Source organism: Xanthomonas sp. NCPPB 3200, assembly GCF_056393585.1.
Map to the genome: position 1 here is coordinate 2,955,399 of NZ_CM150785.1, position 26,160 is coordinate 2,981,558.

The window sequence follows — 26,160 nt, forward strand, 5'->3', positions numbered from 1 at the left end:
GTTTCCTCACGACAGGCCAGGAGCGTACCGCGCCGCAGCAAAGCCGGCGTGGAATCGATTCCAGCGCAATCAGCCGGAGTGAATACGTATGCAGTGCCCGTTTGCACCCAGGTGCCGTGTCTACCATACGTCGCAGTCGTAACGTCCGTCGTGGCGCGCGATGCAATGCATCCAGGCGTCTGCCGGATCGAAAAATCAAAGAACAACATGTACCTGGGAGGGGAAAATGTTGAAGCACAAGCGCTCTGCGCTGAGTATCGCCCTGGCCGTCGCCATGGCACCGACGTTGGCCGCCGCGCAATCGGCGACACCGGCGCAAGCAACCGACACCGAACAAACCGCTGGCGCGGTGACCGACTTGGACAAGGTCCAGGTCACCGGCCTGCGCCGCGCGATCGAAGGTGCCATCTCGGTCAAGCGGGATTCGACCTCGATCGTGGAAGCCATTTCGGCCGAAGATATCGGCCGGCTGCCCGACGTCAGCATCGCCGAGTCGCTCGCGCGCCTGCCTGGCCTGGCGGCGCAACGTGTGGCCGGTCGCGCACAGGTCATCAGCGTGCGCGGGCTGTCGCCGGACTTCTCCACCACCCTGCTCAACGGCCGCGAAGTGGTCAGCACAGGCGATAACCGCAGCGTGGAATTCGACCAGTACCCGTCCGAACTGGTCAGCGGTGTCACCGTCTACAAGACGCCCGACGCCGGCCTGGTCGGCCAGGGCCTGTCCGGCACCGTCGACATGCAGACTGCACGCCCGCTCAGCTACAACGAGCGCGTGATCGCCATCGGTGGCCGTTACCAACGCAATTCGCTGGGCAAGGCCGCCAACGTCGACCCATACGGCAACCGCTTCAATGTCAGCTACATCGACCAGTTCGCCGACCGCACCATCGGCCTGACCATCGGCTACGCACACACCGACATGCCGATCCAGGAAAATCAGGTCGGCTTGTACGAGCCGTGGCAACCGGTCAACGCACAGCGCCCGCGCCCCGGCGTGGCCGACGGCGTGTATTTTTCCGACGGCATCAAGGCATTGCGCCGCACCGGCAACCAGAAGCGCGACGGCGTCATGGCCACCTTGCAATACCGCCCGTCCAACGCCTGGACCAGCACGCTCGACGCCTTCCACACCAAGGCCGAGCAGATCGACACCGCCAACCAGTTCGAGCTCAACCTGAGCAACTACAACGGTGGCTACACGCCGGGCCTGAACATCAGCAACGTGCGCGTCAACGACAGCAACAGCTTCACCGGCGGCGACGCCAGTGGCGTCTATCCGCTGGTCCGCGGCATGTACAACAAGCGCGAAGACACCATCGATGCGTTCGGCTGGAACAACGAGATCACTGCCGGTGCGGTCAAGATCACTGCTGATCTCAATTACTCCAAGGCCACGCGCGACGAACTGAACCTGGAAAACAATCTCCAGCGTGCGCCCATGCCGCAGCTGGATACCGTCGGCGTAACGGTTGTCGGCAACGGCTTCTCCCAGCTTGCGCCGGGAATGGATTACTCCAATCCCGATCAGCTGTTTCTGACCAACACCATCTACGGCTCCGGCTACGGCAAGGTGCCGAGCGTGGAAGATGTGCTCAAGGGCGCACGCCTGCAGGCCAGCTTCCCGATGCCCGAAGCGCTGAGCTGGTTCTCGGATCTGGATGTCGGCGTCAACTACGCCAATCGTGAAAAACAGAAAACCCAGCCGGAAGGCAACATCACTCTTGGCGCGCAGGGCGAATCCACCATCGCATCGGACCTGCAATATGCGCCGGTCAACCTGGGCTTTGCCGGCATCGGTGCCCTGCCCGCCTGGAACGTCCCGGCGGTGGTCTCGCGTTACATGCTGTTCAATCCCAGCGACGATGCCTCGTTCCTGGTGTCCAAGGCCTGGACCGTCGAAGAGAAGATCACCACCGCCTGGCTGCGCGCCAATCTCGATACCGAATGGGGCGATGTGGGCGTGCGCGGCAATATCGGCGTGCAGCTGCAGAGCGCCGACCAATCCTCGCGCGCAAATTATTGGGACGCATCGCAGCCGGCAGGCAGCGAAGTGCGCCCGATCGACGACGGCAAGACCTATCGCGACTGGCTGCCCAGCCTGAATCTGGCCTTCCAGTTCCCGTACGAACAGACACTGCGCTTCGCGATGGCAAAGCAGGTCGCACGCCCACGCGTGGATCAGCTGCGCGCCTCGCTGGAATTCGGCGTCGACACCTCCACCGGCCGCCCCGGCGCCAGCGGCGGTAACCCGATGCTGGACCCCTGGCGCGCGAACGCCATCGACCTTTCCTACGAAAAGTATTTCGCCGAGCGCGCCTACGTGGCCGCCGCGTTCTTCTACAAGGACCTGAAGAGCTACATCTACACCCAGAGCCGCGACAACTACGACTTCTCCGCGCTGGTGGCCGGCTATGTGCCGCCGCCGGGCTCGGCGCCAGTACTGACCACCGGCACCTTCAGCGCCCCGTTCAACGGCAAGGGCGGCACCCTGCGCGGCGTCGAACTCACCGCTTCGCTGCCGCTGGATCTGGTCTTCGCTCCGTTGGAAGGTTTCGGCATCCAGGCCAGCGCCACCTTCAACGACAGCGACGTCAAGATCCGCGACCCGGAAAGCGCCTCCAGTGTCGGTGACGGCGAAATCAGCCTGCCCGGCCTGTCCGAACGCGTCTACAACCTCACCGCCTACTACGAGCACAAGGGCTTCGAAGCACGCGTCAGCCAGCGCCGCCGCTCGGACTTCATCGGCGAGATCGGCAACTTCAACGGCAACCGCACGCTGCGCTACGTGGTCGGCGAAAACATCACCGATGCGCAGATCAGCTACAGCTTCAACGACAGCAGCGATCTTGCCGGCCTGACCGTGCTGCTGCAGGCCAGCAACCTCAGCAACTCACCCTACCGCATCTATGCCGAAACCAAGGACCGTCCGCTGGAATACATCGAATGGGGCCGCACCTTCGTGCTGGGCGTCAACTACAAGTTCTGATGAGCTGTGAACTGCAAACGATGCGCTGATTGGCGACATCTTTGTCTGTGGCCACATTGCTAACTGTGGCTACGCTACCTACGTGACAACCGGCGCATCATCTGGCTAGCCGGCCCCGGTGCCAGCCCTCTCCACCGGGACACCAAAGCCCCTCTCCCACCGGGAGAGGGGTTGGGGTGAGGGTTCGGCACAAGCGCAACGCGCGCCAATCAAGCAGGGCCAGTTCTGCTCTGTCGGGCTCCATGGGCCGTCATTCAAGATGCGGCCTCTAACTAGAAGAACCGAATGCTCTCCTGATCAAAACGACGACATCGACCAAAGAAAACCCGCCGATGTGACACCGGCGGGTTTTCTTTTGATCCAAGATTTTCAAAATCCAAGCTCGCATTGCCCTTCGCAAAGCGCGCAGGATCGTCCGCCAGTCATGCCCCCCCTGCGCATCAGCACCTCCCTGCGCATAGCATTCGCCTGTCGCACCGGAACGGGGCCAATCTCCCGACACCATCAGCGCCTGCCTGCACCAACACGAATCCAAGCCGTTGCAAGGCCGCCGGCAACGCTGACGTCCTCGCAGTCCATCGCCATCCACGCGCAGCCTTCTGGTCAAACCACCCCGACTGGCATGGAGAACAGCCCCCCCTGTCTCATCCAGAGAGCAAGGACCTGATCGATTGGGAATAGCGGCACAGCTGGCGTAACGCTATAAATGCTTGGCAAACCAAGCAATCGTCACTACAAAAAAAGCGAGGCATTGCCCTAAGGAATGCCTCGCCGCGTTCCAGACAATCACGCACAGACAGCTAGCTGGCGCGACACACCGTCAGCGAACTTCGATCGCACAAACCACTGCATGCCCGGCCAAGCGCAGGCGGTCATGTTCGATGGCTCCGCGCTCCACGCCGGGCACATCGACCTGCTTCCACGCGCCAGCCGGCAGCCCAAGCTCGGCTGCATCGGCCGACAGATTGAATGCCAGCAACATCACCTGGCCGGCGTGCTCGCGCCGGAACATCAGCACAGGTTCGGCGGTGTCGTAGAACGTGATCGCGCCCTCGCGCAACGCAGGCTCGCCTTTGCGCCAAGCCAGGAACTGTCGCACCGCACTGAGCACGGACAACGGATCGTCCTGCTGCACGCTCACCGCAGCCGCACGATGCTCCTCAGCGAGCGGCAACCACGGCTTGCCGCTGCTGAACCCTGCCGACGGCGCATCCGTCCATGGCATCGGCGTGCGGCAGCCATCGCGACCCTTGAAGGTTGGCCAGAAGGTGATGCCATACGGATCGCGCAGATCCTCGAACGCCACATCTGCCTCGCCCAGGCCCAGCTCCTCGCCCTGGTACAGGCAGATCGAGCCACGCAGCGAACACAGCATTGCAACCACCATCCGCGCAAACGTCGGCGATGCATCGGCCCCACCCCAGCGTGTCACCGCGCGCACCACGTCGTGGTTGGAAATTGCCCAGCATGGCCAACCTTCCAACATCGTGGCTTCGAGCCGGCTCACCGTCTCGCGGATATAAGCAGCACTGTAGTCCTGCACCAGCAGCTCGAAGCTGTAGCCCATATGGAGGCGGCCATGAGCGGTGTACTCGGCAGTGGTCGCCAGCGAGTCCTCCGACGAGATCTCGCCAAGGCTCACTGCATTCGGATAAAGATCCAACAGCCCGCGCAAGCGCTCGAGGAACGCTAGATTTTCCGGCTGCGTGTTGTTGAAGTAGTGGTACTGATACGCGTAAGGGTTGTCGGCACTGAACCCACGCCCCACCCGCTTGTCGGCCGGCTTGGCCGGATTGTCACGCAGCTGCGCATCGTGGAAGCAGAAGTTGATCGCATCCAGGCGGAAACCATCCACCCCGCGATCCAGCCAGAAGCGTACGTTATCCAGCGTCGCCTGCTGCACCTCGGCGTTGTGAAAGTTGAGGTCCGGCTGATCCACCAGGAAGTTGTGCAGGTAATACTGCTCACGCCGCGGCTCCCATTGCCACGCCACCCCACCAAACAGCGACAACCAATTGTTCGGCGGGGTCCCGTCCTCACGCGGATCGGCCCATACGTACCAATCCGCCTTTGCGTTGGTCCGGTCCTGCCGGCTCTCCTGGAACCACGCATGCGCGATCGAGGTATGGCTCAGCACCTGGTCGATCATCACCTTCAAACCGAGGCTATGCGCTTTGTCGAGCAGCCGATCGAAGTCATCCAGCGTCCCGAACAGCGGATCCACTGCACGGTAGTCCGCGATGTCGTAGCCGAAATCGGCCATCGGCGACTTGAAGAACGGCGAAATCCAGATCGCATCCACGCCCAACTTGGCGATGTAGTCGAGTTTGGCGATGATGCCGGGCAGATCGCCCACCCCATCGCCATTGGAATCCAGAAAACTACGCGGATAAATCTGATAGATGACGGCCCCGCGCCACCATGGTGTCTGCGACATGTACGCCCCTCCCGGGCCAATGCGGGCGCCAGATAGGCGCTCAGCCAAGGTCGTTAGCGTAGCGGCGTAACAGCCCCAGAGCGTGCCCGTGCATACGTATTCATGGGCAGCCACATGTGTAACGACTCAGCGGCTTTTGCCCAGGTCACGCAGTTAATGAAGCGGCGTATGCGGCATGGAGCATCGTCTGCGCGCCTGAAAATAGACATATTCTGTGCGCTGAACGATATACACGGGCAACCAAGTAATGGTTCACCAACCACAATAAACGGATCGCCTCATAAGGACTCTCAGAGTCACCGTCACCATCACCGTCTGCGTGATCACCGAGCTGATCCCCTCGGTCAGCGTCCAGTACAACTGCGGAGAGCCTTTGGCCATGCTAGTGGCCAATCCGATGATCAGCGCCGCCCGCAGTGCCGTCACCACCAACCCCATCGCCGCTTCGCGCGACTGGCCGGTGACGATGCGGTAGCCCTGGATGAAGATCCACAGCGTCAACACTGTTAGGGACACCATCCCCACCCAAGCCGTCGTTCGCTGCAACAATTCCCACTGGAAGATCGCGATCTCTTCGCGCAGGTCGCAGGAGATAGAGCCAAGGCGGACACTCCTAACCGCCTTGGCGATTTACCAGCTCGCTGAAGTGCAACGACCAATACGCCCGACTTACATGGACATCGAGCGCGAAGCAGTTTCCTGGGTCTGCACCTGGGTGGCCTGACGCTGGCTTTCCTCGGCCGCTTGCCGGCTGCTGTTTTCCAACGGCTGATTCTGCGCTTGGCTGCGATCCACAAAAACCCGCTGCATTGCTGGGTCGGTCATCTCGCCCTGCACTGCGAAGAAGCCGTCGCCGCTCTTATTGGGCACCACATGGTCGATGCGTTGGAGACCGCTGACCTTGGACTCGAACACGATCTGCCCGGCTGCCTGCTCGAGTTCCTTGCGGTTGGCAAAGCCGCCACGTTCACCCAGCGCCTCGAGCTTGCTCACCGCGCCGTTGTACATCGCGTTGTCGGAATGGCGCGGGTCAGACAACAAGAGGCTGGAGGCTGCCTGTGTCGGCGCAGCAGGCGCGGCCGTGTGCTCTGGTTGCTTGGGTGTCGCCGGGGTCAACGCCTTGGATAAAGCGGCCTGAGTCTGCTGACCTGCGACGCCATCTATCTGCAAGCCGTACTCGCGCTGGAATTGCTCGACCGCATATTTTGTGTTGCCGCCGAAATCACCATCCGCGTGCAGCCGTTTGCCATCGCGACCAACGGCGCCAAGCTGAGCAAGCTGGCCTTGGAGATGCTTCACCTGCTCGCCTTGTTCTAGTTTGCCGTCATTGGCTGAAGGCGCACTAAGATGCTTACTTGACGAATGCTGCGTGGGTAGCCGGCCTTCCGCCAATTCAATGAGGTCTTTTTTCTCAGTAAGCGCACGGTTACGCAAAGAGTCCCATTGGGTTGGAGAACTTTTGAAAAGCCTCTCGGTATGTGAGTATTTATAATCCTGCACAGCTTCTACGATTTGCTTATCTGACAACTCGGACAACTTGTAGTCGTCACCAAACTTCTCGGCAAGACCTTTTCTGAATATCGCCGGCGTCAATGCTCTATACTGTACAGACGTACTCCACAGAGCATCTTGAACTGCGGGACCACGACCAGTTAAATCGATACCGCTAGACTTCAAAGAAGAAACCTGCGCACCATAGTGACTTACTTCAATAAAATCGTGCTGATCTCTGGCAAAAGCCGGATCCGAGTTTGCGAGTTTCGTCCATTTTTCATTGAACGCTGGGGTTGCTGGTGTCAGCCCAGAGAATTCAGCCCCATAACGTGATTGACCCAAATACTCACGCAACGTCCCAGAATTCAAAGATAGCTGGTAGACGCCATATGAAACGCCGCCGTGGTTTCCTCTGCCAGTAGAAATGGTTGCAGCCCCGCGCCCGCCGCTTTCATGTTGCGCGGAAGTCATTCCCAAGTGCCATCCATCCATCCATAGTTGCCATTATTGAACCCTCGTAGTTGGCCAATTAATTTCCAACAGCGCCTTGAATCACAGCTTATCGGCTTCAGCGATTCTCCAACTCATCTGCGCGCTTCGCTGTTGCGTTCAACATGCATGAACTATCCTCAAGCTCTTCAGCCTGCCCCCCACCAAGAACTTCATTCGACTGGCAAAGTATGTCTCGCTCTTTAATCCAGTCACGCTCTGCTTGCTTTAGTGCAGCCTTGTCCTGCACAGTCAGTTTAGCCATCAGACGCTGATAAGCCTTATTGAGACGAGCATCCTGATACTGATACTCTTCGCTATTACAGCTCATCATCGAAGGATGGACAGCTTCTGATTTTTCTATGCACTGACCGTAGGACGGTCGAAGCTGGACAGATTTTGCAAGCTCCCCCCGCTTATTTTGAGTATCACTATCGAGCGCATTTTCAAGCAACTTATCTTGTTCGTCAGCGAGTGCTTTCTGTTTACGCTTTACTACGCTTACATCTTCACGACTAGTTCCGTTCGAGGAAATTTGCTGCTGCACGACAGGATTGACACCAGTTTCTAATGCCGACTCCTGTCCACATGAACAGAGAAGAAAAAGTGAAGTATAAAACAAATTTAAAATTCTGCGGGTCCAAAATGTGAAAGCCGGCGCGTTTTGAATAGATTCAAAAATCATATCCCACTCTCGTTTCCCACCAGGGCGATCGCTCGAAAAATTAAAACCTTCAGCATCACTCAAAGTGAAGTCATATCATTATATTTATGATATATACCATAGCCTGATCAGGGACAATGTCAAATAAAGATAATAGGTTAAATAAAAATCTAACCCACACCTGGCCATTTAGTTAATATTTCTTGAAAAACGGATCTGAACATTCTGAAAAAATTACTTTACATGCCCCCCCTCCGCTACGCTCGCATATCCCAACTACTTGAGCAATTGCGGCCTCCTTGCTAGCGGACGCCTGAAAAAAAGTGCTGACTTGCGAGGCAGCTAGAGCGGCGCATTGATTTCGATAGACCAAGGTCACTTTGCAGTCCTTGGCACCATTGTTAGAACATTGTTGAACAGCTGAACTCTTCGCGTCACCTTGAGATAATTTTCCTTTAGTAGTACCTACGTCCCCGGTGGATTTCGACATAGCAATCGCTCCCCAGGTTTTGACCCATTCACCTGTGGGCGCAGGAGTGCCCTCTCCTCCCCGCATCTCAGGCGTGTCGGGAATGCACTGCATACTTCCCATCTGAGTACCAATGGGGCATCGAGTTTGCCCCAAAGCAACATGAGAAAAAGCTAAACCGAGCAGAGCGAGTGAATATATCCAGAAACGAATTATAGCAACCACCTAAAGTGTTAATTACTTCTGTGCAATCCCACGAGCTCCTGCGGCTGTTTCTTGAGGCTGCGAATTTTCGGATTGTATCGACCTAGGGGTTGCATTTACTGTTTGACCCGTGGTGTTAACGGAATCTCTAGCCGGCGGAGGCATCTGGGCATTCGGCCCCTGCCTATTGGCATTAGACGCCGCATCGGACGAACCCAGCGAGCCAATCGCCGAATACGGGGCAAACTGGCCCAGCGTGCCTTGGAAGAACGCCGCCGCCATCGGTGGTGCGGTAAGTATCAAGGTAGTCAACACCAAGCCCACTCCTCCCTGCTGCAACGCTATGCTGCTAATGCCTTCACCATTACCGCCGCTGACCGCCCACTTCGCAAGAAACGCCACACCCACCGCTCCAACCACCTTGGTCGCCAAGCTCACGGTAAAGGTCAGCGCAGACAATGAAAACATGGTGCCTAATCCGTATAGCAGCCATTTGCTGAACAACGACTTCGTGGCCTGGAACAGCAGGCACAGGATGAACAGAGGTCCAAAGCCTACCACCAGCGCCATCGCCAGCTTGTTCAGCAGCAGCATCGAGCCTGCAACCACTCCAGGGCCTGCCATGCCGATGCCGTAACCCAACGTGCGCGATTCTTGGAATCCTGGCTTTCTTCGTCGCCGCCCGTCTTGATCTGATCCAGACCTGCCAACGTCATCTGCATCAACATCAGGTTCTTGTCGATCGCCTCATAGGGACTCTCAGAGTCTCCCGTCACCGTCTGCGTGATCGCCGAACTGATCCCGTCGGTCAGCGTCCAGTACAACTGCGGAGAGCCTTTGGCCATGCTCGTGGCCAATCCTATAATCAATGCTGCCCGCAGTGCCGTCACTACCAGGCCCATCGCCGCCTCGCGCGATTGACCAGTCACGATGCGGTAGCCCTGGATAAAAATCCAAAGCGTCAGCATCACCATACCGAGCCAAGTAGCGGTCCGCTGCAACAACTCCCAATGAAAAATCGCGATCTCGTAGCGCAGGTCGCAGGAAATAGAGCCAAGGCGGACTTCCTGACCGCCTTGGCGATTTACCAGATTACTGAAGCGCAGCGACCAACACGCACGACTTACATGGACATCGAGCGCGAAGCAGTTTCCTGGGTCTGCACTTGGGTGGCCTGACGCTGGCTTTCCTCGGCCGCTTGCCGGCTGCTGTTTTCCAACGGCTGATTCTGCGCTTGGTTGCGATCCACAAAAACCCGCTGCATTGCCGGGTCTGTCATTTCGCCTTGCACTGCGAAGAAGCCGTCGCCGCTCTTATTGGGCACCACATGGTCGATGCGCTGGAGACCGCTGACCTTGGACTCGAACACGATTTGCCCGGCTGCCTGCTCGAGTTCTTTACGGTTGGCAAAACCGCCACGTTCACCCAGCGCTTCAAGCTTGCTCACTGCGCCGTTGTACATCGCGTTGTCGGGATGGCGCGGGTCAGACAACAAGGGGCTGGATGCTGCCTGTGCCGGCGCAGCAGGAGCGGGAGTGTGCTCAGCTTGCTTGGGTGTCGCCTGGGTCAACACCTTGGCCAAAGCGGCCTGAGTCTGTTGACCTGCGACGCCGTCTATCTGCAACCCGTGCTCGCGCTGGAATTGCTCGACCGCGTGCTTGGTGTTGCCGCCGAAGTCGCCGTCAGGCTTCAAGTGTTTGCCATCGCGACCAACGGCACCGAGTTGCGCAAGTTGGCCTTGCAACTGCTTCACTTGCTCGCCGCGCTCGCCTTCTTCGAGCTTGCCATCATTGGACTTCGAAACTTGATGGGATGTCGAACCAGACGTCACGATGTGCTTAAGGTCGACACCATCGCGCTTGACGCTTTCTATCAAATCGGGAACGCGACGTTCCCAATTGCCCGCATACTCCTCGCATTCCTTGGCTGCCTTCACGCTCCAGGGTTTGCTAGGAGTAACTCCGTTGACAACGCGTCGCGCGTTGTAGACGTCGTGGCTATCATTATCGATGTAGCGATCAAGAGGCTTGCCTGTAAACAAGCCGTCACGCATACCTACAACTAGAACCTTTGCAGCGATTTCCGGTTGCTTGGCCATGTCCGGGTTGCGGACCATTTCACCGTTAAGGCCTAGCAACTTATCGAACTTCGCATAGTTGTAGTCGTGGGTAAGATGTACGTAACCACGGCCATAGAACTCCTCGCCGCCGCTATATCCAAGCTTGCGCGCTTGGCTGCGTCCGAAATCTTCTTCAGGCGCCTGAAAATTACGCGTCTCATGTTGAGCCGTCGCCAACATGTACGATATTTGCTTTGGATCTGTCACACCGTTCTCAAGAGCGGTTTTGACGATCAACCTAACAGAAGACTCCCGATCCACACCAAAGCCTTCGGTGCTCCGACCACGTCCATCGCTCATAGTATTCTCCGTACGTGCATATCATTAGAATTTGTTGTTGCATCTATCGGCATTGCCGACCCGAAGATGCGTTGCATGTACTCACTACCAATTACCAATCACTTCCTAATTGGACACCTCCTTCATTTCACCGCCTTGAAGCCGCTCAATCTTTTTCTTCGGATTGGCCGGATCATTCGTGTCTTCGGTTAACCGCTCTATCAGCACTACCTCGTTATTCTTAAGCTCGTAGGTATCGAAGACGTGGATGCAACATCCATCACCAGAAGTAGACGTCAGCATATTTCCTTTCACAGAGAATAAGCCGTTGGCCATTACCGTAATATCGGATAGCGACTGATTGAAAACAAGGCTTTTCTGCGCAGCATCGAAAAGATAGACACTGTAAGAGGGACCACCATAATTACCCTCTTTTCCAGACCACACCACTACATCTTCGTACCCATCGCCATTGATATCGGCCAGAATGATTGAGTGGCGGTTTTTTTTGTAGGTGTCGTCTAGCGGACCATGATAGAACGTGGAATTACTATCCACGTACAATGCCTCAGGCTCCAGTGCAATCGGCTTGGCTCCGAGGAATGTCACCTCCACGACCGGCGAACGGTTACATAGCATGATCCCTGGACTATCTTCGCTACAGCCCTGCGCCTTGATTGAAACAGCAATGCCACTGATATCTGCGTTTATCTCGCCCTGATCGTTGAGCTTGGCATTGACAGTAGATGGCATTTTCAAGTCCTTTTGCGGCGAGGATTCAGGCTTTTTGCCAGTTTGATCTTGGGCGGATAATTTCGCTCCATCAGCCTCTGCAGACGGAGCATTGCCCGCACTGCACGCTGTGATAGAGGCGACGCAAGCTAAATATAGCGCCCTCACCACGACTCTTGCTAGCGCACGCCCCATCATAGAAAACCCCTTCGATGTAAATAAATATTTATTAATTATCGGATCCGAAAAACGAAATGCATTAATTTACAGGAGTTAAACCCACCACCACCTCACCCCACAATAAATTCCATCAGCACAGACCACCAAATAAACAAATAAACAAATAAACAAATAAACAAATAAACAAATAAACAAATAAACAAATAAACAAATAAACTATAAAAATTGAATTTCTAATTTCTTCAGGGATTAATTATTAATAAATATCGGCTTCGTGCACTCGGAATAAACAACTTTACATGAACCGCTATTGCTTGCTTTGCAGCTTTTTTTCGCCAGACTGGTTGCACGAATCTCAGTCGGAGAAGCTTGAAAAAAACTTTCGGAATCTGAAGACACTAGAGCAGAACACTGATTTTTATAAGTCAATTGAACTTTACAATCGCGGGCTCCACCGACAGCACATTGGCGGAGAGCGGCTCTCTCCGCCTCTTCTTCAGACAGTTTACCAACGGCACTCCCAGCCTCTCCAGTACTACTTGAGTTGGCGATCGCCCCCCATGTCTTAATCCATTCGCCTGTTGGTGCCGAACTAGGTGTTTGCGTTCCATTCATTTCAGGGGTGTCCGGAATGCACTGCATGCTGCCCATCTGAGTGCCAATGGGGCATCTAGTCTGTCCAGATGCGACCAGAGGAGCTGCAAGACAGGCTGAAATAGCAATTATCGAAATTAAACGATTCATTGGCATCACCTAAATAGTTAAATCTATTTCTGTGCCAGGCCACGGCTACCAGAGCTTGGTTCTGAAGGTGAAGACGACTCTCTATGCATGGTGGGGGTAGCTCCTTCCTTATTACGAACAGCGGTATCTCCAGAATCTCTAGCCGGCGGAGGCATCTGGGCATTCGGCCCCTGCCTATTGGCATTAGACGCCGCATCAGACGAACCCAGCGAGCCAATCGCCGAATACGGGGCAAACTGGCCCAGCGTGCCTTGGAAGAACGCCGCCGCCATCGGTGGTGCGGTAAGTATCAAGGTAGTCAACACCAAGCCCACTCCTCCCTGCTGCAACGCCATGCTGCTAATGCCTTCACCATTGCCGCCGCTGACAGCCCACTTCGCAAGAAACGCCACACCCACCGCTCCAACCACCTTGGTCGCCAAGCTCACGGTAAAGGTCAGCACAGACAATGAAAACATGGTACCTAATCCATATAGCAGCCATTTGCTGAACAGCGACTTGGTCGCCTGGAACAACAGACACAGAATGAACAGCGGGCCAAACCCCACCACCATCGCCATCGCAAGCTTGTTCAACAGCAGCATTGAGCCTGCCACTACGCCGGGGCCGGCCATGCCGATGCCCGTGAACCAGCGCGCCCGGTTCTTGGCGTCTTCGCTTTCTTTATCGCCGCCGGTCTTGATCTGATCCAACCCGGCCAACGCCATCTGCATCAGCATCAGGTTTTGGTCGATCGACTTGTAGGGGCTATCGGAGTCACCTGTGACTGTCTTAGTAATCGCTGAACTGATGCCGTCGGTCAGGGTCCAATACAGCTGGGGCGAGCCCTTGGCCATGCTCGTTGCCAACCCAATGATCAGCGCGGCGCGCAATGCCGTCACCACCAACCCCATCGCCGCTTCGCGCGACTGGCCGGTGACGATGCGGTAGCCCTGGATGAAGATCCACAGCGTCAACACTGTTAGGGACACCATCCCCACCCAAGCCGTCGTTCGCTGCAACAATTCCCACTGGAAGATGGAAATTTCGTCACGAAGGTAGTCGTTGATGAGACGAAAAAATTCGTAGTTAGCGATGTTCGTTAGGAAATCACTGATATTCATAAGTCACCACATCCACTGAGACGGCTGCGCCGTGGGGCAACTGCTGCCCGATACTGAGTCCATTGCAATACACGCTTCCACCACAGTGTTTGCGTATCAATCCTCATCGATCATCAGGGGCTTGTAGCCATCAGGCTCCTTACTCCTGATGGTCTCAAACGCACCTTTCATCGCCAAACCCGCAACGGCCGTCTTACCAAGGCTCATCAAATCGCCGGTAATCTGAGACCACCAGGAGGACTCGCCCTCGGGATCGGGCGGCTTGGTGCCGCTCATCGCCGCCAATGCCGCTCCCGTCTGTTTGTCCGTCAGATACGCGATGCGCTGGTCGTAGGCGAACATCGCCGACTCCATCTGCTGACGGTCAATATCCATCATCGCCTTCAGGGCGAGCAGCTTGTTGGTGTTGCTCTCTAGCTCGCCGATCTTCTGATCGCCGATCTTCTTGCGTTCTTCCTCGATCGTGCGTAGGCGCTCCAGACGCTTGGCGGTGATCTCATTCATCGCCAGCATGTAGTTGTACTGCGCATTGCGTGTGCGTTGGGTCATCTCGCAGACCTGCTTTTGCACACTTGAGACGGGCGTCCCGGAGGTGGACGAAGAGCACGCGCTCACACCGAAGTCGTCGGCAAGCTTCGGCAGAGTCACCTTTGGCTTCTCGACCTCTTTGCCACTGGATTCCTTACCATCGCCATTTTTGATGGTCTGGTTCTTGCGAATCTGCTCCACCTTCTCATTCAACTTCTTGTCTTCCACTTCCCACTGCGCACTGGCGGCTCCGGCCATGCAGAGCAGCACCAGTCCCGTGAACACGCGAGAAAAATGTCTGAACTTGGTTGCCATGATGTTTTTGCCTCCTGACACAGATGAAGTTGATGCGTGGAAAGTGTGCTGCCGATGATGGTGACTACGCATCTTCGGCCTCCTTGTCTTTGACGGCTTTGCGCTTCCCCGAGCCCTTGCGGTTGGCATAGAAATCGCTTAGCCACTGCTCCGGCGTCAGCTGATCGACGGTGACGCCCAACTTGCTGGCCTTGCCGGCCAGGATTTCATGCATGATCTCGATGTTATCGGTCGAGGACGAAATGACCGACAGTGCATCGTCCATCCCACGCAGGTTGAGCTGGCACACCGCAGAGGCGTGGCCTTGCTTGACCAGGAAGCAGCGCGAGCGCTCGTCGAGCGAGACCACCACCTGATACTCGGCATCGGTCAGCTTGAGGCCTTCGATGTAATCGTCGCGGCTGGCGTTGGGGTTGGGCAGCAGCACCATCGTGGCGGTCTGCTCGATCAGTGCCGCAGCGATGTCGCTGGCCAGGGCGTCTTCTGGGCTTTGCGTGGCGAATATGCCCAGGCCGTTTTGTTTACGGATGGTCTTCTGCTTGTTCTTGGCGAACTCCTTCAGGCCGCCCTTGCCGTCCAGGATCTTCCAGAATTCGTCCATCACGTAGATCAGCGGACGCCCGTCGATCAGCGCCTCCAGGCGGTGCAGCAGATAGTTGATCACCGGCACACGCACTTCAGCGTTGTCGATCACGTCGGTGTAGTCGAAGCCGATGATCGATGCGCGCGTCAGGTCGATGGTGTCCACCGGGTTATCGAACACCCAGCCCAGCGAATTGCCGGCGGTCCAACGACGCAGGCGCGCATACAGCCCGTCGTCGCCCATGTTGGGCAGGCTCTTGCGGAAGTTGCTCATGCTGCGCAGATGCATCGGCGTGTCCAGCATGCCTTCCACCGCGCGGTAGATGTCTTCCTCCTCGCGGGCGCTGTACTCGGCCTTGCCACCGAGCACCTTGATCAGCTCAGCAAGGAATTGAGTATTGGCCTCATTGCGCTCGCACTGGAACGGGTTAAAGCCGGTCGGGGAGCCATTCTCCAGCGCCAAGTAGTTCCCGCCACAGGCACGTACGAAGATCTCCGCTCCGCGATCCTTGTCGAAGAAGAAGATCGTCGGGATCGGATCGAATTTCTGCACCTGACTCAACAGGAAGTTGATCAGCGCCGTCTTGCCGGTACCGGACTTGCCGATGACCATCGTATTGCCGATCGCCTTCTCACCCAGGGAGTTCTCGGCCGGGTGCGTCGCATGGAAATTGAAATAATACGGCTGGCCGTTAGTAGTCTGCAGGGTGGTCACACAATCGCCCCAAGGGTTGTTGTGCTGTTTGCCCTGGGCAAAATTATGCAACGGCGACAGACCGAGGAAGTTGAGCGAACTCAAGTTGGCGATACGCGTGCGGAAGCGCCAGTTACCCGGCAGCTGCGCATAGAACGACGAGGCGATCGCAAGATCTTCCTTAGCCGAGACGAAACCGGCATTGGAGAGCTCTGCGCGCGTCGTCGCGATCTGCCTTGCCAACTTCTCCTGGCTGTCGGCATACACGGCCAGGGTGAAGTGGTACTCGCCCAATACAAAATTGCCGGAGGCCACGTCATCCATCGCCAGGTCCAGGTCGCGAATCTGACTGGAGGATTTGTCGCCCGACGAAATCATCATGCCCTTGGTGCGTTCCAGCACCTTCAGTGCATCGTGGCGACCGACCGGGCTGAAGGAATGCGTCATCACATACTCGAAATCGAGATACTTCAGGCCATTGAGAATGCCGGGATAGGTTCCGTCGGCATACTCCTTGACATTGAGAATCGCACCGAAATGATTGATGCCGTCCGGCGTGCGAATAACGAAATCGCCGGTCTTGTTGGCAAACATGTGCTTGCTGACGGGTAGATACGCTGGCACTGGGGCTTGCAGCACCGGAACAGGCTCGTCGATCCGGTTGAGCAGGTAGCCGAGAAACTCAAGCGTCTCGGAAAACACCACACCATTCTTGGCCTCATACATGCCAAGCCGGTAAGGTGAATAATCCTTCAGTACCGCCTCGACGTTAGTGGCCAACTCGACGATCTTGGAGATGGCCTGCTCTTCCTCCGCACGAATCCTGTCAGGATTTGCAGATTTCTCGACCATGCGCCGCCCCGTCACCACCGGGCGATAGATCATGCTGAAGTACAACTCGTTCTGCATGATTTTTTGCGAGGATAGCGATGCGTAATACTCGTCGGACATGGTCTGATTAAACGGTTGCTTGAAGCGCCCACCGGCGCCGATCTTGCGACGACGGCGAACGTCATGAACCCAGAACGCGATATTGGCGAAGTCCGGTGCACGCAAGGTTTGCAACAACCGATTGAACGTATTGTGCCGCTGCTCAAGTTCAAATTCGTCCCGCCCAACGAAGGGCAAGCCGGCCAGATGCCAGATCAACAGATAGTCGCCACCAGTCGTCTTGACAACGGACGGTGCGACATGTGTCGAGATGGAAACAAATTCGCCGATCGGACTGTCTGGACTGAACATGGGTATTACCAGGTAAGAGGAAAAGCATCACACCAAGAACTAGCTAAAACACCAACCCCATGCGGATTGAGCGCATGGGGTTGGCTGACCTTTTCACGTGCTCATCGCGGCTTGCCCGGGGGCCCCTTGCGGTACTCGTTGGGAGTGAATACCCACATCCCGGAATAGCGCTGAAGGTTTCGGACGCGCATTCGGAAAAGCCAGCGCAATCCAAGCAACCTGAAGATCATTTCGTCCCTCTTTGCCATTTGCTGCATGCCAAAGATGATGACGGGGATGGTGAACAGGTACCAAAGATTGATATACATCCCCAGCAGCAAGCCACCGCCCGCACCGATGAAGAAAGGGATATACGGCACCCCCAGAAACATCGCCGGACGGGTACAGCCGCGGAAGAGAACGTCTTTATGCATAGTGCTGAACGATCTGAATCAACGCGCCAACTCCCTCGCAACTGTTGCCATCACCACCCTCCTTGTTCTGAAGAATCATGTTGGCGATCTGGCCAGCTGCGCCAATCAGAACACCACCGATAAGGATCGGGGAAACCTCGGAGATGCGCTTGTGCGCGAAAGCAATCTGATAGCCCGCCACGATGACGGCGATCGTGACGACAGCAATCGAGCCCATGTTCAACAGCTTCGTCACATTATTGAGAAAGCCGCAAACCCGGGTATCGGTGCCGCCGAGTTCATCTACTGCCCCGGCGCCACCTGCCACCATCAGCAGCGAAATGAACACCAGTGCCTTCAGCGCCTGAGTGCCAACCATCTTGGCATCTGCCATTGTCTTCTTGTCGATTTCAAACTTCATGTCTAACTCCTTGGGAACAGAGGGGGTCCAGCAGCCATATCCTTGGCGATCTTCCATCCTAAAAAACAAATGCGCTATCTACTTGCGAAGCCGTCTGTGGTGCACGCGGCACGGAGACGGGAGTTACGGGTTGGTCGGTCTGCGTCAAGGCTTGCGGTGCGACAGCGGGCAACGCTACCCCACGCCCTTGGCCCGTCGGCTTTATCACATACAACTCGTTCTCCGCTGCTGGAGCCACGGGGGTGGCCCGATTCGGCAGAGAGTAAGGTGCTGAAGGTGCGGATAGCATAGGCCCCGACGGTGAAGCCGCCGTGTGGCCCGTACCGGAAAAATCCTGAATACGCCTTGACACGATCGCATCTGCCAGTTCGGCGGCCGCTTGCCGCAACGGGTTGGCAGGCCGCAACTGCACCTGGCGCGTCGGCACGACCGCAATGGGCTCGGCTCCAGAGGAGGATGCTACCGACTGACGAATGGATGCATAGATCTTTTGGACATAACCGTGCTTGAAGCCGGTCTCGAAGTTGCCGGAGTAGTAACAGCTGAACGACTTGCCCCAATTGGCGCCGGAGCGCGAATGGCACTCCGCCAGAATTCTCGAAGCAGCGACCAGATTGGGGCATTTATCGAATGCCATCTCATAACTGGTGAGTCCGTACTTCTGCAGATTGTAGCGATTGACCTGGCCTAGTCCGAGGGAGAAGTTGTAGCCCTTCTGCTCCAGCATCTTGGCAGTGGCCACTGCCTCGGCCAACCCCCGTGGTTCACGCACCAACCGCCCGCCAACCACGCCGATGGCATACGGATTGCGCGACGACTCGACACGGACAACGTGCTGCATCACCTCGCCAGGAACAGCAAGTCCAGTGCACCCCATCAGTTCCATGCCAGGCAACATGTCATTACTCCTTGCAAAACCGAACCAGCCCCAACCAAAGGATTGACCTTTCAACCACCGCGCAGGGTTCTCAAAGGATCGAAGTCGATGCCCGTGATGAACCGGCGCCCCGCGTGTGCCTTGATATGAACCACGATATCGATGGTCATTCTCAGCAAACGCTTGATCACCTCGAATTCCAAACCGGAGCCTTCGCTCGATGCCTTCACCATCAACGCCAGCTGGTCCCACGTTTGCTCGACACTTCCGGCATGGCAACTGGTAATGGAACCCGGATGCCCGGATGCGCAGTTACGAATGAAGTAGAACGACTCATCACCACGCAACTCGGCCAGGATGATGCGATCCGGCTTCATGCGCAGACAGGCTTCCATGCAGCTTTTAGCCGTTACGTTGCTGGTACTCTGCCCGCCCTTCGAGTACAGCAGATGCACGGAATTGGGCTGACTGATGAACAACTCACGTGCGTCCTCGATCGTCACCAGGCGCTCTTCGCTCGGAATATGATTGACGAGCGCCTTCATGAATGTAGTCTTGCCGCTACCGGTCGCTCCGGCAACGACGACGTTCTTCTTGTAAAGCACGCACTTTTTGAAGAATTCTGCGTAATCGCGCTTTCGGCGCAGTTCCAGCAGTTCCTGATCGTGATCGCTGACATCGGCCGATTGCTCCAGCACCTCATCGAAGAACCCGTCGTGCTTGTATTGCTCGAGCGATTTGGTGTGTTTGGAAGGGAGCCGGATGGTGATGGACACCTTGCCTGCATCGCACGCGGGCGGCATGACAAACTGCGCACGCTGCCCTGTAGGAAACGTCAGCGAGACCACGGGATCTGCATCGGTAATACGCTGCCCGGTGTTGCTTTCGTTCACCACCGCCGTGCAGAACTGGCGGGCGCGGTCATATGTCAAGGATGGCACGTCGACCCGCTGCCACCCATGGATCGTTTCAAGATACAGCTCGCCAGGCCGATTGATGCAGATTTCAGTCACGTCAGGCGAATTCAGGTAGTCCAGGATGCCCAGCACAGAGTACTGGTAATCCAGGAAATCATTCGAAATGCGCGCCGTCGGGGAATCATCGATCGTCATGGCAGGCTTTTCATTCACTTCGGCAGGACCGCCGAGAAATCGACGTCCTTGGCAACATAAACGTTCAACACGGTGCCCTGATTGATCGTCAAGGTTGCCGGACGACGCCCAGACTTTTCCACAGCCTGCTCGGCGAGCTGCTGCATGCTGCGAGCAGTATTACTCTCGAAGGGCTGCTGAGTGACGATTCCGCTGCCAACACCGATTGTGGTCGTTTCTGGACCATATTCAGCAGCCGCATACTTGAATGCATCGCTCAACAAGCTGATGAACAGCGCCGATGCAATCTTGTTGCCCCAATGCGCGTTGTAGTCACCCGGATGGCCGGCGCTACCGAGCGTGTCGATACCAGGGCCGACCAGTGTGACATCCAGTCCGGTCGGCGTGGTGACGCGATCCCACACCACCTGCAAGCGCCTGGTCGTCGGCTCTCCGGCGCCATACTGGCCAAGCATCTTGGAACCCTTCGGCAAGAGCAGGTTGTGGCCATTGATCGAGTACACCGGCTCGGTCACGATGCACGACGTGTAGCCACCGAAGTCGGAAATGATCCGGGTCTCCAGGATGCAACGGATGTAGGTGCCACGTACCAACAGGCCATCCGGGTTGCTGATCGGCTTAGCCAGCGTAACAGGACTTTCTTCTTGGCCAGGTGCGGGCTGAGCGGCCGTTTGCCCGGGCATGCCGGCGCCGTTTGCGGCAGATTCGGCAAGGATACGGCGCTCCAGCAATGTCGGGCCGCGCTGACGCTCCGGCGCTGAGCTGCCCTCTTCGCTGTCATCAGTCGGCATTGGCGGCAGGGGCGGCAAGCTGGGTTGCTGGGCGAGTGGAACTGGCGCCTCATCCACCGGCGCAGTCATGTTCTGCGGCAACGCTGGCGCAACCACCGTCTCCGTACGCTGTTTCGGCGGGGGAGAATCCTCTCCGCTTTGTGTCGCCAGCCAGAAGATGACGAGAATCAACAACGCGGCAATGGCAGCCAGAAACACCAGCGCCTTGCGATTCAGACGCTTGATGTCGCTGGAACGCAACACCGGTTCATTGGCGTCAAGGTCCGGTTCGGCACCTGCCTGCTGACGCGCAAAGTAAGGATTGTTGCGCTCGTTGTACTCACCGTTGCGCAGCTCTTCCCCGCCATTGTTCGGGGAGCGCTCATCAGGGCTGTTTGGAATATTCGAGTTCACTTTTGCTTGTTCCTTCGCAGACCGACGACGTTATCGCCATGGCGAACCACCAGGAAAGGGTAAGTCCCGTGCACGATCAGGGTGTTGCCCTCCACCGTGGTATTGACGAGAAAGTCCTCCGCGTGTTCCTTTTCGCGGGCAAAAACTGCCGGGAAATTCCCAGTCGGAAACCGCGTCAAATCCATATTGATATAGGTGAACTTGCCATCGTCATAGACGCGGCTTGGAATAAGCCAGGACTTCTTGGCACGTGTCGCATAGTCGTAGTCGTAGTAATAACGCCGATCTTTCAAAATCTTGGCATTTAACAACGGGCCTTTCTTCGACGTATCCGCGTCTTCGACATTGTTGAAGCTTGTGTCCTTCGGATAGGTGAACACGACCTTGTATTGAACGCCAGCCTGCTTCGCCTGCTCGAGGCGCTGCCAGTCCGTTGCAACCACCTTGAGCTCAAGAATGTAGGAATGCGTTGCCGTACGAATCATCATGTTCGTATCGACGTCGACATTTTTGGGCTTGAGATAAAAAACATTCGCGCGCCGCGTCAGTTCCCAACCACCAGTGAAGCCTGTGCTGTAATCCAGGATCTTTTCGTTCGGGCTTAGCTCGACCTGAGTGGTAATGCCAAGACCGGTGCGTACCTGGTAAATGCGGTCCGGAGCATACTCATACTCCTGAACCACTTGAGCGGCAGCCGAGAAAGCGCATATTGCAAGTGGCAGTGCTGAAAATAACGCAGCGCTGTACCGATTAAAAAGTTTCATCGACCACTCGCTCCATTGACATTGTTCTGCATCCCCTGGGGTTGAATCGCGGGCTGCGCCGCAGGCTGAGCTGCTGGCTGCATTTGATCGGGAAAGGCGGGCTGCACCTGCTGTTGAGGCACGCCACCCTGCGGAAGTGCTCCCTGCTGCAACGGGACGCCCCCCTGCTGAACTGCACCAGAGGCGTTTGCCGCGCCAGGATCGATCATGCCAGCACCAACCTGCTGTGCCGCTGACTGAGGCTGGGGGTTGATCACGGCCCCACCGGCAGGGGCAGCTGGCAACGAGGAGTAGTCGTTGTCTACCCGGTAATCAGTTACTCGGAAGCCCAGAGGATTTTCGACTCGCAGGCTGTCACTCATCTCCAGATTATCTTGGTAGGCAAAGCCCATTGTCGCGATCTTGTTGTCAAGCAGCGTAGAGACCGTCGAATTCTTGTCGTACACAGTCCGTTGAAAACGTACGGTCGCCCCTTTGTAGGGCTGTCCTTTTCCGCCAATCAACGTAATACTCAGAATATTGATACGGATGGCACGCAGCTTTCCGTACGTATTCAAGGGCCGTAACGGATTACTCGCGGAGTGCAGCGCTCGATATTCATTCACAACATTCGTGGCACCCATTGCCGATACAGTATTCCAGTCGCGCTGACCGATGATGGAAAGATCGAATGATTCACGGGCAATAATGAACCGGGCGATATTGCTGCGCGCTAATGCCTCACTGGTACTGATCGTCCGACCACCAAAATTCGCCTCGAGTTTTGCGATCGTGCTGGTTCCCGAGTAGGCGTCCGCCATTACCAAGTACGGCACCTTCTCTTTCAGCGGCAGCATGTAGTAGTAGCCGCCGGCCGTCATGACGGTAATGATCATGGAAACGGTCGCCACCATCCATGCACGCTTTTCGCTGCGGCGTGCGAGATCGGCGATGCTGACCTCGTAGTTCACCGCTTTCTGGACGGCCGCACCCACTTGGGCAGATCCGTCCTTTTCACTGACCTTCTTACGCAACATGTCTAGATCCGTCACCGTAGGGCCTTGTCAGGCCTGAAACTATCGCCGCGACGTGCGCGGACACATGGGAGGCTTGAGCTGGCTCACCGACCCGAATGCGGGGAGCATCGGATCAGCAGTTCAGCTCTTAGAGCTTGGCTCCAGACGACACCGGCACCGGCTGTACCAGCAGCTTGTTGGCAGAGACCGAGACCGAGACACCTTGCGCTGCGTAAACCGCGCTCAGCTCGGTGGCGGCTTGCTGTACGCTGGTGGTGCTGATATTGGAGACCGGGGCGATCAGGGTGTAGTCCGAAGGCAGGTTGTAGGACAGCTGCATGTTGGAATCCGTGGCCCACCGTTCCAGCATCGTCTTCAACGTGCCGTCCATCGGCGTAGCCTGATACGTGTAGGAGGTGTAGAGCGGAATTTCGGTAGGTGCTTCGTCAAAGTGATTGACGTGCTTCCAACGTCCACCAAAATCGGGAGCGGGCTTGGTCGCGCAGGCCCCGACCAACGCAGCGACCACCAAGACCAGCGACAGCTTGGACACAGACATCGGATTCACTCTGACTTCTCCAACTCATGAGATTTCGGGCTTAAGACGGACAGCACAACAGCTCCGCTCACCTTCGGGTGACGGAGGGGATCTGCCGTTGATGACTCGATCGAGTGTGCGCGGCCGCCCGAACCAGCCCGAACAGGCCAGTCAGCGCCATGCATGCGCACACCCGGTAAAAATGAATACGCCGAAGAACCATCCATAGCCTTACTCCTGTACGACCCCGTCCGGCGCCGCCCCTCTTAACAAAAAATCAACACCGCGCAAATTCTGGGTAACTTTGCCCTTAACGAACACATGAGTCAAGAATTACCGGCGCCCCTTCGCAGCCGTTGTGCGACGACCATCACAACCTGATGGAAAGCGTTTTCACGTCTGTCTTGGGCAGCAGGCGTGCAGTGAAATAGCGGTCTTCGTAGTAGCGGATCTTGTCGCATTTCACCGGATGCGGGATGCCTTCGTACAGGAAGACCTCCTTCTCGTTGCCCATCGCCTTCAGCTCCTGCGGCAACATGAGCGCACGCCGCTCCTCGGAAATACTCCGGGTGGTTTCCCTGCCGCGGGTGACGTTCTTCTTCTTGATGGTGGTGTAGCCCAACATCTCGGAGTAGTCGTTCGCATCCTGCTGCTCGCGCGGCGCGTAGAGGATCTGCAGCGCATGGTTGGTGATGATGGTGCGCGACAGATCCTTGCCATAGGTGGCGTCCAGCTGCGCCATGCTCTGAATGATCGGCAGCAGGCGAATGTTGTAACCCGCCATATAGGCTACCGCGGTGGCAATGATGTCCACTTTGCCGATCGAGGTGAATTCGTCCATCAACAGCAAGCATTGATACTTGAGTTCCGGGTTGGATTTCGGGAGCTCGCGGGTATTGAGGTTGATGATCTGACTGAAGAGCAAGTTGATGATGAGCCGGCTTTCTGCCAGCTTGTTCGGCTGGATGCCGATGTAGATCGTCATCTTCTTCTTGCGCAGGTCGGTGAGCAGGAAGTCGTCCGCGCTTGTTGCCGCATCCAGGACCGGGTTGATCCACGCGTTGAGCGGCTCCTTCAGGGTTCCCATGATGGACGCAAAGGTCTCATCGGCCTGTGACAGCATGTTGGCAAACGCTGAGCGCGCATTGCTGCTGAGGAATCTGCGCTCGGACAGTGACTTGAGGTATTTCTTGAGGTCTGTGCCATCCCCGGACGAGAGGCGATAGATGCCGCCAAGCGTGGGAGCCCCTGCCCCGCCCGGGAAGCCGAGCGACAACTCTTCGTCCTGGTTTTCGAACAGATACAGGGCGAACGCCATGAACGCGTTACGTGCCTGACTGACCCAGAACTTCTGGTCATCCGAGCCGTCGGGATACAGCATCGCGGCGATGCTCATCAGATCCGACACACGGAAGGCGGGGTCGCTGGACACGTAAGTCAGCGGATTCCAGCGATGGGTGCGCCGGTCTTCGGCGAAGGGATTGAAGAGGAAAACCTCATGCCCCTGACTGGCGCGCCAGCCGCTGGTGAGGTCGAAGTTCTCCTGCTTGATGTCCAGGACCACTACCGATTCCTGGTACTCCAGCAGGTTGGGAATGACCACGCCGACGCCCTTGCCGGAGCGCGTTGGCGCGGCGAGGATCACGAACTGTTGCCCGCTCAGCCGTACAAGCTTGCCGTTGAACTTGCCCACCACAATGCCGTTGCCGCTCGGCTTGAACAAACCGTGCTTGGAAAGGTCTGCCGCTCCGGCAAAGCGCGCGTCGCCATGCAGCGCCCGCGCCTTCGGTTTGAGCAGGAGCACGACCGTGATGGCCCAGATGATCCCGGGCAGACCAAAGCCGAGAATGCCGGACATCTTGATCTTGGTTGCGTAAGGCGCCACTTCCGGCAAGCCCAACGCCTTGACGTAGCGGTAGTAGGTATCCCACGCGTACAGCGCGGTATCGAGCCGCAACAACAGAAGCGTCAGATATCCGGACAGGAAATATCCAACAAGCAATGTCACCACGGTGGCGATTGCAATTAGTTTGGCTTTGGACACGCGGCCCTACTCCTTGGCTTACTTCTCGACGGCACTCAGCGACGAACGACGGGTCTGTGATCGAGCAGATCCGACTTGCGTCCGCCACTCTCGCTCTCGACGAGCGAGTCAATCCAGACTCTGGCTTGATCCAGGGAAAGATCCGGCGTGATCCGGGTTCCGGCATCCGTCACCACGGCATAGGCCACCACAGCGTCGGGCGCATAGGTGTCTTCCCGGGTGATTGCCACGACACGGTACCCGCCCCTGGTCAGCACGGTGTGCTGATACTCGTCCATCGCCAGCCTTCCTTTTCGTCAGCGCGGAGGCGATGCTAAAGCAAGACGTGTGATGGAGAAAGCGGTTTCGGTGAAGCCGACACAACCGCGCGAGCATTCGACGCCAGGCGCGGATCGAGATGGGTCAGCGCCGGCGGAATTCCGTCAGCACTTGATGTGCTTTCTTGGCAACACACGCGCCTGGCACTAAAAAACCTGCTCGCCGCTTCGGGGAAAGGGTGACCAGCGCTGCGACGAATGGCACGCTGAGCGGAAGCTTGGCCTGACACCAGGGCCTCGTCCGCAGGGGCGAAA

At 56.9% G+C, this 26,160-nt stretch carries 21 protein-coding genes and 2 pseudogenes; 1 reads left to right on the forward strand and 22 read right to left on the reverse strand.

Features of this window, described 5'->3' with window-relative positions; translation table 11 throughout:
- Window positions 1-226 precede the first annotated feature (226 nt).
- Window positions 227-2,986 (forward strand): TonB-dependent receptor, encoded by a 2,760-nt coding sequence (locus tag AC06DU_RS12860; protein WP_478202581.1) that lies wholly within the window; start codon window positions 227-229, stop codon window positions 2,984-2,986.
- Window positions 2,987-3,806: 820 nt separating this feature from the next.
- Here AC06DU_RS12860 and AC06DU_RS12865 read toward each other — a convergent pair.
- The 22 genes and pseudogenes from AC06DU_RS12865 to AC06DU_RS12970 all read right to left on the reverse strand — a co-directional run bounded on the left by AC06DU_RS12865 (window position 3,807) and on the right by AC06DU_RS12970 (window position 25,866).
- Window positions 3,807-5,423 carry an alpha-glucosidase gene (locus AC06DU_RS12865; RefSeq protein ID WP_478202582.1) on the reverse strand — a complete coding sequence of 539 codons (1,617 nt, stop codon included), beginning with the start codon at window positions 5,421-5,423 and terminating at the stop codon, window positions 3,807-3,809.
- 271 nt (window positions 5,424-5,694) lie between these two features.
- Window positions 5,695-6,053: pseudogene (locus tag AC06DU_RS12870) on the reverse strand (type IV secretion system protein); the annotation flags it as partial.
- A gap of 39 nt (window positions 6,054-6,092) precedes the next feature.
- Window positions 6,093-7,388, reverse strand: a complete 1,296-nt coding sequence (locus tag AC06DU_RS12875) for a VgrG-related protein (RefSeq protein ID WP_478202583.1) — start codon at window positions 7,386-7,388, stop codon at window positions 6,093-6,095.
- Between the two features lie 97 nt (window positions 7,389-7,485).
- On the reverse strand, window positions 7,486-8,154 hold the full coding sequence (locus tag AC06DU_RS12880; protein ID WP_478202584.1) for a lysozyme inhibitor LprI family protein: 669 nt from the start codon (window positions 8,152-8,154) through the stop codon (window positions 7,486-7,488).
- A gap of 109 nt (window positions 8,155-8,263) precedes the next feature.
- Window positions 8,264-8,662 carry a DUF4189 domain-containing protein gene (locus tag AC06DU_RS12885; RefSeq protein ID WP_478202585.1) on the reverse strand — a complete coding sequence of 133 codons (399 nt, stop codon included), beginning with the start codon at window positions 8,660-8,662 and terminating at the stop codon, window positions 8,264-8,266.
- Window positions 8,663-8,776: 114 nt separating this feature from the next.
- Window positions 8,777-9,834, reverse strand: a pseudogene (locus AC06DU_RS12890) (TrbL/VirB6 family protein).
- A gap of 32 nt (window positions 9,835-9,866) precedes the next feature.
- The gene (locus AC06DU_RS12895; RefSeq protein ID WP_478202586.1) at window positions 9,867-11,162 is read right to left on the reverse strand and encodes an XVIPCD domain-containing protein; all 1,296 of its coding nucleotides are present in this window, start codon (window positions 11,160-11,162) and stop codon (window positions 9,867-9,869) included.
- A gap of 105 nt (window positions 11,163-11,267) precedes the next feature.
- Window positions 11,268-12,071, reverse strand: coding sequence for an XAC2610-related protein (locus AC06DU_RS12900; RefSeq protein WP_478202587.1), 804 nt, complete (start codon window positions 12,069-12,071; stop codon window positions 11,268-11,270).
- 231 nt (window positions 12,072-12,302) lie between these two features.
- On the reverse strand, window positions 12,303-12,797 hold the full coding sequence (locus AC06DU_RS12905; protein ID WP_243850154.1) for a DUF4189 domain-containing protein: 495 nt from the start codon (window positions 12,795-12,797) through the stop codon (window positions 12,303-12,305).
- Window positions 12,798-12,820: 23 nt separating this feature from the next.
- Entirely contained in the window at window positions 12,821-13,900 is a 1,080-nt protein-coding gene (locus AC06DU_RS12910; protein ID WP_102253876.1) for a TrbL/VirB6 family protein, read from the reverse strand.
- Window positions 13,901-13,996: 96 nt separating this feature from the next.
- Window positions 13,997-14,743, reverse strand: coding sequence for a hypothetical protein (locus tag AC06DU_RS12915; RefSeq protein WP_167709125.1), 747 nt, complete (start codon window positions 14,741-14,743; stop codon window positions 13,997-13,999).
- A gap of 64 nt (window positions 14,744-14,807) precedes the next feature.
- Window positions 14,808-17,261 carry a VirB4 family type IV secretion/conjugal transfer ATPase gene (locus AC06DU_RS12920; protein WP_478202588.1) on the reverse strand — a complete coding sequence of 818 codons (2,454 nt, stop codon included), beginning with the start codon at window positions 17,259-17,261 and terminating at the stop codon, window positions 14,808-14,810.
- 101 nt (window positions 17,262-17,362) lie between these two features.
- Window positions 17,363-17,674 (reverse strand): VirB3 family type IV secretion system protein, encoded by a 312-nt coding sequence (locus AC06DU_RS12925; RefSeq protein WP_047130693.1) that lies wholly within the window; start codon window positions 17,672-17,674, stop codon window positions 17,363-17,365.
- Window positions 17,667-18,074, reverse strand: coding sequence for a TrbC/VirB2 family protein (locus AC06DU_RS12930; protein WP_102251821.1), 408 nt, complete (start codon window positions 18,072-18,074; stop codon window positions 17,667-17,669). Before AC06DU_RS12930 ends, AC06DU_RS12925 begins: the two co-directional genes overlap by 8 nt.
- A gap of 58 nt (window positions 18,075-18,132) precedes the next feature.
- Window positions 18,133-18,960 carry a lytic transglycosylase domain-containing protein gene (locus AC06DU_RS12935; RefSeq protein WP_166764998.1) on the reverse strand — a complete coding sequence of 276 codons (828 nt, stop codon included), beginning with the start codon at window positions 18,958-18,960 and terminating at the stop codon, window positions 18,133-18,135.
- Between the two features lie 62 nt (window positions 18,961-19,022).
- Window positions 19,023-20,063 carry a P-type DNA transfer ATPase VirB11 gene (gene virB11, locus AC06DU_RS12940; protein ID WP_016901071.1) on the reverse strand — a complete coding sequence of 347 codons (1,041 nt, stop codon included), beginning with the start codon at window positions 20,061-20,063 and terminating at the stop codon, window positions 19,023-19,025.
- 14 nt (window positions 20,064-20,077) lie between these two features.
- Window positions 20,078-21,247 (reverse strand): TraB/TrbI/VirB10 family type IV secretion system protein, encoded by a 1,170-nt coding sequence (locus AC06DU_RS12945; RefSeq protein ID WP_065046832.1) that lies wholly within the window; start codon window positions 21,245-21,247, stop codon window positions 20,078-20,080.
- On the reverse strand, window positions 21,244-22,011 hold the full coding sequence (locus AC06DU_RS12950) for a TrbG/VirB9 family P-type conjugative transfer protein (protein WP_478202589.1): 768 nt from the start codon (window positions 22,009-22,011) through the stop codon (window positions 21,244-21,246). Before AC06DU_RS12950 ends, AC06DU_RS12945 begins: the two co-directional genes overlap by 4 nt.
- Window positions 22,008-23,027, reverse strand: a complete 1,020-nt coding sequence (locus AC06DU_RS12955; protein WP_478202590.1) for a VirB8 family type IV secretion system protein — start codon at window positions 23,025-23,027, stop codon at window positions 22,008-22,010. Before AC06DU_RS12955 ends, AC06DU_RS12950 begins: the two co-directional genes overlap by 4 nt.
- A 127-nt stretch (window positions 23,028-23,154) precedes the next feature.
- Window positions 23,155-23,565 carry a TcpQ domain-containing protein gene (locus AC06DU_RS12960; RefSeq protein WP_016901077.1) on the reverse strand — a complete coding sequence of 137 codons (411 nt, stop codon included), beginning with the start codon at window positions 23,563-23,565 and terminating at the stop codon, window positions 23,155-23,157.
- Window positions 23,566-23,914: 349 nt separating this feature from the next.
- A complete protein-coding gene (locus AC06DU_RS12965) occupies window positions 23,915-25,588 on the reverse strand; it encodes a type IV secretory system conjugative DNA transfer family protein (protein ID WP_184378608.1) in 1,674 nt (557 codons plus the stop codon).
- A 35-nt stretch (window positions 25,589-25,623) separates the two neighbouring features.
- Window positions 25,624-25,866, reverse strand: coding sequence for a hypothetical protein (locus tag AC06DU_RS12970; RefSeq protein WP_024937949.1), 243 nt, complete (start codon window positions 25,864-25,866; stop codon window positions 25,624-25,626).
- Between the last annotated feature and the right edge of the window lie 294 nt (window positions 25,867-26,160).

Excerpts from the sequence above, each read along its gene's own strand:
- AC06DU_RS12860 (WP_478202581.1), top strand. The coding sequence starts at position 227 with ATGTTGAAGCACAAGCGCTCTGCGCTGAGTATCGCCCTGGCCGTCGCC.
- AC06DU_RS12865 (WP_478202582.1), bottom strand. The coding sequence starts at position 5,423 with ATGTCGCAGACACCATGGTGGCGCGGGGCCGTCATCTATCAGATTTAT.
- AC06DU_RS12875 (WP_478202583.1), bottom strand. The coding sequence starts at position 7,388 with ATGACTTCCGCGCAACATGAAAGCGGCGGGCGCGGGGCTGCAACCATT.
- AC06DU_RS12885 (WP_478202585.1), bottom strand. The coding sequence starts at position 8,662 with ATGGGAAGTATGCAGTGCATTCCCGACACGCCTGAGATGCGGGGAGGA.
- AC06DU_RS12895 (WP_478202586.1), bottom strand. The coding sequence starts at position 11,162 with ATGAGCGATGGACGTGGTCGGAGCACCGAAGGCTTTGGTGTGGATCGG.
- AC06DU_RS12900 (WP_478202587.1), bottom strand. The coding sequence starts at position 12,071 with ATGATGGGGCGTGCGCTAGCAAGAGTCGTGGTGAGGGCGCTATATTTA.
- AC06DU_RS12905 (WP_243850154.1), bottom strand. The coding sequence starts at position 12,797 with ATGAATCGTTTAATTTCGATAATTGCTATTTCAGCCTGTCTTGCAGCT.
- AC06DU_RS12910 (WP_102253876.1), bottom strand. The coding sequence starts at position 13,900 with ATGAATATCAGTGATTTCCTAACGAACATCGCTAACTACGAATTTTTT.
- AC06DU_RS12915 (WP_167709125.1), bottom strand. The coding sequence starts at position 14,743 with ATGGCAACCAAGTTCAGACATTTTTCTCGCGTGTTCACGGGACTGGTG.
- AC06DU_RS12920 (WP_478202588.1), bottom strand. The coding sequence starts at position 17,261 with ATGTTCAGTCCAGACAGTCCGATCGGCGAATTTGTTTCCATCTCGACA.
- AC06DU_RS12925 (WP_047130693.1), bottom strand. The coding sequence starts at position 17,674 with ATGCATAAAGACGTTCTCTTCCGCGGCTGTACCCGTCCGGCGATGTTT.
- AC06DU_RS12930 (WP_102251821.1), bottom strand. The coding sequence starts at position 18,074 with ATGAAGTTTGAAATCGACAAGAAGACAATGGCAGATGCCAAGATGGTT.
- AC06DU_RS12935 (WP_166764998.1), bottom strand. The coding sequence starts at position 18,960 with ATGGAACTGATGGGGTGCACTGGACTTGCTGTTCCTGGCGAGGTGATG.
- virB11 (WP_016901071.1), bottom strand. The coding sequence starts at position 20,063 with ATGACGATCGATGATTCCCCGACGGCGCGCATTTCGAATGATTTCCTG.
- AC06DU_RS12950 (WP_478202589.1), bottom strand. The coding sequence starts at position 22,011 with ATGAAACTTTTTAATCGGTACAGCGCTGCGTTATTTTCAGCACTGCCA.
- AC06DU_RS12955 (WP_478202590.1), bottom strand. The coding sequence starts at position 23,027 with ATGTTGCGTAAGAAGGTCAGTGAAAAGGACGGATCTGCCCAAGTGGGT.
- AC06DU_RS12960 (WP_016901077.1), bottom strand. The coding sequence starts at position 23,565 with ATGTCTGTGTCCAAGCTGTCGCTGGTCTTGGTGGTCGCTGCGTTGGTC.
- AC06DU_RS12970 (WP_024937949.1), bottom strand. The coding sequence starts at position 25,866 with ATGGACGAGTATCAGCACACCGTGCTGACCAGGGGCGGGTACCGTGTC.